General features: G+C 49.7%; 1 tRNA gene and 3 rRNA genes. All 4 read right to left on the bottom strand.

What is annotated here, in order from left to right:
• Position 1: 1 nt before the first annotated feature.
• A 5S ribosomal RNA gene (gene rrf, locus PCY10_RS09645) occupies positions 2 to 117 on the bottom strand.
• Between the two features lie 131 nt (positions 118 to 248).
• Positions 249 to 3,149: ribosomal RNA gene (locus PCY10_RS09640) — 23S ribosomal RNA — on the bottom strand.
• A 141-nt stretch (positions 3,150 to 3,290) separates the two neighbouring features.
• Positions 3,291 to 3,363, bottom strand: a tRNA-Ala gene (locus PCY10_RS09635).
• 56 nt (positions 3,364 to 3,419) lie between these two features.
• Positions 3,420 to 4,975: ribosomal RNA gene (locus PCY10_RS09630) — 16S ribosomal RNA — on the bottom strand.
• The 16S, 23S and 5S rRNA genes sit together here with 1 tRNA gene alongside, the layout of an rRNA operon.
• Between the last annotated feature and the right edge of the window lie 200 nt (positions 4,976 to 5,175).

Raw genomic sequence — 5,175 nt, 5'->3', positions numbered from 1 at the left:
TGCTAAGCGACTACCATATCTCACAGGGGGCAACCCCCAACTACTTCCGGCGTTCTAGGGCTTAACTACTGTGTTCGGCATGGGTACAGGTGTATCTCCTAGGCTATCGTCACTTAACTACTGAGTATGTAACACACTCAAAATTGAATAACTTCTCAAATCCTCTCAAGATCATCCCTTCTACGCTGATTCTCAATGAAATCGTACTCAAGCTCAACCCTTACTGGTTTCGCCTTCATTACTTCTTTTTGGATAAGTCCTCGAGCTATTAGTATTAGTCCGCTCCATTGCTCACACAACTTCCACTCCTAACCTATCTACCTGATCTTCTCTCAGGGCTCTTACTGATATAAAATCATGGGAAATCTCATCTTGAGGTGGGTTTCACACTTAGATGCTTTCAGCGTTTATCCCTTCCCTACATAGCTACCCAGCGATGCTCTTGGCAGAACAACTGGTACACCAGCGGTAAGTCCACTCTGGTCCTCTCGTACTAGGAGCAGATCCTCTCAAATTTCCTTCGCCCGCGACGGATAGGGACCGAACTGTCTCACGACGTTCTGAACCCAGCTCGCGTGCCGCTTTAATGGGCGAACAGCCCAACCCTTGGGACCGACTACAGCCCCAGGATGCGACGAGCCGACATCGAGGTGCCAAACCTCCCCGTCGATGTGAACTCTTGGGGGAGATAAGCCTGTTATCCCCAGGGTAGCTTTTATCCGTTGAGCGATGGCCCTTCCATACGGTACCACCGGATCACTAAGCCCGACTTTCGTCCCTGCTCGAGTTGTAGCTCTCGCAGTCAAGCTCCCTTATACCTTTACACTCTGCGATTGATTTCCAACCAATCTGAGGGAACCTTTGGGCGCCTCCGTTACTCTTTAGGAGGCGACCGCCCCAGTCAAACTGCCCGTCAGACACTGTCTCCGTAGATGATAAACCTACCGGGTTAGAGTGGCCATAACACAAGGGTAGTATCCCAACATCGCCTCCATCGAAACTGGCGTCCCGATCTCATTGGCTCCTACCTATCCTGTACATGTGGCACAGACACTCAATATCAAACTGCAGTAAAGCTCCATGGGGTCTTTCCGTCCTGTCGCGGGTAACCTGCATCTTCACAGGTACTAAAATTTCACCGAGTCTCTCGTTGAGACAGTGCCCAAATCATTACGCCTTTCGTGCGGGTCGGAACTTACCCGACAAGGAATTTCGCTACCTTAGGACCGTTATAGTTACGGCCGCCGTTTACTGGGGCTTCAATTCATACCTTCGCTTACGCTAAGCACTTCTCTTAACCTTCCAGCACCGGGCAGGCGTCACCCCCTATACATCATCTTACGATTTAGCAGAGAGCTGTGTTTTTGATAAACAGTTGCTTGGGCCTATTCACTGCGGCTGACCTAAATCAGCACCCCTTCTCCCGAAGTTACGGGGTCATTTTGCCGAGTTCCTTAACGAGAGTTCTCTCGCTCACCTGAGGCTACTCGCCTCGACTACCTGTGTCGGTTTGCGGTACGGGTAGAGTATAAATTATCGCTAGAAGCTTTTCTTGGCAGGGTGACATCACTCACTTCGCTACTAAACTTCGCTCCCCATCACAGCTCAATGTTAGAGATATAAGCATTTGACTCATATCACACCTCACTGCTTAGACGTGCTCTTCCATTCGCACGCTTGAGTTAGCCTTCTGCGTCCCTCCTTCACTCTATACTCTAGTACAGGAATCTCTACCTGTTGGCCATCGGATACACCTTTCGGTCTCTCCTTAGGTCCCGACTAACCCAGGGCGGACGAGCCTTCCCCTGGAAACCTTAGTCTTACGGTGGACAGGATTCTCACCTGTCTTGCGCTACTCATACCGGCATTCTCACTTCTATGCGTTCCAGTGCTCCTTGCGGTACACCTTCTCCACACATAGAACGCTCTCCTACCATACCTATAAAGGTATCCACAGCTTCGGTAAATTGTTTTAGCCCCGGTACATTTTCGGCGCAGGGTCACTCGACTAGTGAGCTATTACGCACTCTTTGAATGAATAGCTGCTTCTAAGCTAACATCCTAGTTGTCTGTGCAACCCCACATCCTTTTCCACTTAACAATTATTTTGGGACCTTAGCTGGTGGTCTGGGCTGTTTCCCTTTCGACTACGGATCTTAGCACTCGCAGTCTGACTGCCGACCATAATTCGTTGGCATTCGGAGTTTATCTGAGATTGGTAATCCGGGATGGACCCCTCACCCAAACAGTGCTCTACCTCCAAGAATCTTTCTGTCGACGCTAGCCCTAAAGCTATTTCGGAGAGAACCAGCTATCTCCAAGTTCGTTTGGAATTTCTCCGCTACCCACAAGTCATCCAAGCACTTTTCAACGTGCCCTGGTGCGGTCCTCCAGTGAGTTTTACCTCACCTTCAACCTGCTCATGGGTAGGTCACATGGTTTCGGGTCTACAACATGATACTAAAACGCCCTATTCAGACTCGGTTTCCCTACGGCTCCGTCTCTTCAACTTAACCTCGCATCATATCGTAACTCGCCGGTTCATTCTACAAAAGGCACGCTCTCACCCATTAACGGGCTCGAACTTGTTGTAGGCACACGGTTTCAGGTTCTCTTTCACTCCCCTCCCGGGGTGCTTTTCACCTTTCCCTCACGGTACTGGTTCACTATCGGTCACTAGGGAGTATTTAGGGTTAGGAGATGGTCCTCCCAGATTCCGACGGGATTCCTCGTGTCCCGCCGTACTCAGGATACTGCTAGGTACAGAATCTATTTTAAATACGAGGCTCTTACTCTCTTTGGCTGACTTTCCCAAATCATTCTTCTATAAATTCTGAGTCCACATTGCAGTCCTACAACCCCGAAGAGTAAACTCTTCGGTTTGCCCTTCTGCCCTTTCGCTCGCCGCTACTCAGGCAATCGCTTTTGCTTTCTCTTCCTGCAGCTACTTAGATGTTTCAGTTCACTGCGTCTTCCTCCTCATTTCCTTAACAGAAATGGGTAACAGGCATCAACCTGCTGGGTTCCCCCATTCGGACATCCCTGGATCAACGCTTACTTACAGCTCCCCAAGGCATTTCGTCGTTTGTCACGTCCTTCTTCGGCTCCTAGTGCCAAGGCATCCACCGTGCGCCCTTACTAACTTAACCTTATTTTGACCTTTCAGTCATAAACTCATTAATATTCACAGCGTTTTCGGTTTATTTTCTTGTTACTATTTGATATCGTTATTCAATTTTCAATGTGCTACTTTAGGATATCATCAACTAAAGGTGAATTCCATATCCTAATGGAGCCTAGCGGGATCGAACCGCTGACCTCCTGCGTGCAAAGCAGGCGCTCTCCCAGCTGAGCTAAGGCCCCACAAGACCTCTCAAAACTAAACAAAACGAACTCAATGTCTTCCGTATTTTCCTTAGAAAGGAGGTGATCCAGCCGCACCTTCCGATACGGCTACCTTGTTACGACTTCACCCCAATCATCTATCCCACCTTAGGCGGCTGGCTCCTTACGGTTACCTCACCGACTTCGGGTGTTACAAACTCTCGTGGTGTGACGGGCGGTGTGTACAAGGCCCGGGAACGTATTCACCGCGGCGTGCTGATCCGCGATTACTAGCGATTCCGACTTCATGTAGGCGAGTTGCAGCCTACAATCCGAACTGAGACTGGCTTTCAGAGATTAGCTTGCCGTCACCGGCTTGCGACTCGTTGTACCAGCCATTGTAGCACGTGTGTAGCCCAGGTCATAAGGGGCATGATGATTTGACGTCATCCCCACCTTCCTCCGGTTTATTACCGGCAGTCTCGCTAGAGTGCCCAACTGAATGATGGCAACTAACAATAAGGGTTGCGCTCGTTGCGGGACTTAACCCAACATCTCACGACACGAGCTGACGACAACCATGCACCACCTGTCACCGATGTACCGAAGTAAAGCTCTATCTCTAGAGCGGGCATCGGGATGTCAAGACCTGGTAAGGTTCTTCGCGTTGCTTCGAATTAAACCACATGCTCCACCGCTTGTGCGGGCCCCCGTCAATTCCTTTGAGTTTCAACCTTGCGGTCGTACTCCCCAGGCGGAGTGCTTAATGCGTTAGCTGCGGCACTAAGTCCCGGAAAGGACCTAACACCTAGCACTCATCGTTTACGGCGTGGACTACCAGGGTATCTAATCCTGTTCGCTCCCCACGCTTTCGAGCCTCAGCGTCAGTTACAGACCAGAGAGCCGCTTTCGCCACCGGTGTTCCTCCATATATCTACGCATTTCACCGCTACACATGGAATTCCACTCTCCCCTTCTGCACTCAAGTTAAACAGTTTCCAAAGCCTACAATGGTTGAGCCACTGCCTTTAACTTCAGACTTATCTAACCGCCTGCGCTCGCTTTACGCCCAATAAATCCGGACAACGCTCGGGACCTACGTATTACCGCGGCTGCTGGCACGTAGTTAGCCGTCCCTTTCTGGTTAAGTACCGTCACAGTATGAACTTTCCATTCTCACACTCGTTCTTCCTTAACAACAGAGCTTTACGATCCGAAAACCTTCTTCACTCACGCGGCGTTGCTCGGTCAGGGTTCCCCCCATTGCCGAAGATTCCCTACTGCTGCCTCCCGTAGGAGTCTGGGCCGTGTCTCAGTCCCAGTGTGGCCGATCACCCTCTCAGGTCGGCTATGTATCGTCGCCTAGGTGAGCCGTTACCTCACCTACTAGCTAATACAACGCAGGTCCATCTGGTAGTGATGCATTTGCACCTTTTAAACATCTACCATGCAGTAAATGTTCTTATGCGGTATTAGCTATCGTTTCCAATAGTTATCCCCCGCTACCAGGCAGGTTACCTACGCGTTACTCACCCGTTCGCAACTCACAGAATACGGTGTAGTAAACTACGGTGCATCCTGTGCGTTCTACTTGCATGTATTAGGCACGCCGCCAGCGTTCGTCCTGAGCCAGGATCAAACTCTCATTTATAGTTTGAGTCTTCACTCATTTCTGTCACTGACAGATTTATTTGCTTATCTTTGACTGACTGTCTCTCAACAGTCGCCTGCACATTGGTTCGTCTTGTTCAGTTTTCAAAGGTCTTTATCGCCATTCAAGCGACAACTATCTTAGTATATCACCTACTACTCTTCTTGTCAATACCTTTTTTCATCTTTTTTTCTAACGCT

Origin of the sequence: Streptococcus sp. SI1 (genome assembly GCF_030439945.1) — a bacterium.
Lineage (GTDB): Bacteria > Bacillota > Bacilli > Lactobacillales > Streptococcaceae > Streptococcus > Streptococcus intermedius.
Note: the sequence above shows the minus strand (reverse complement) of the source record. Positions and strands in the feature narration are given on the sequence as shown.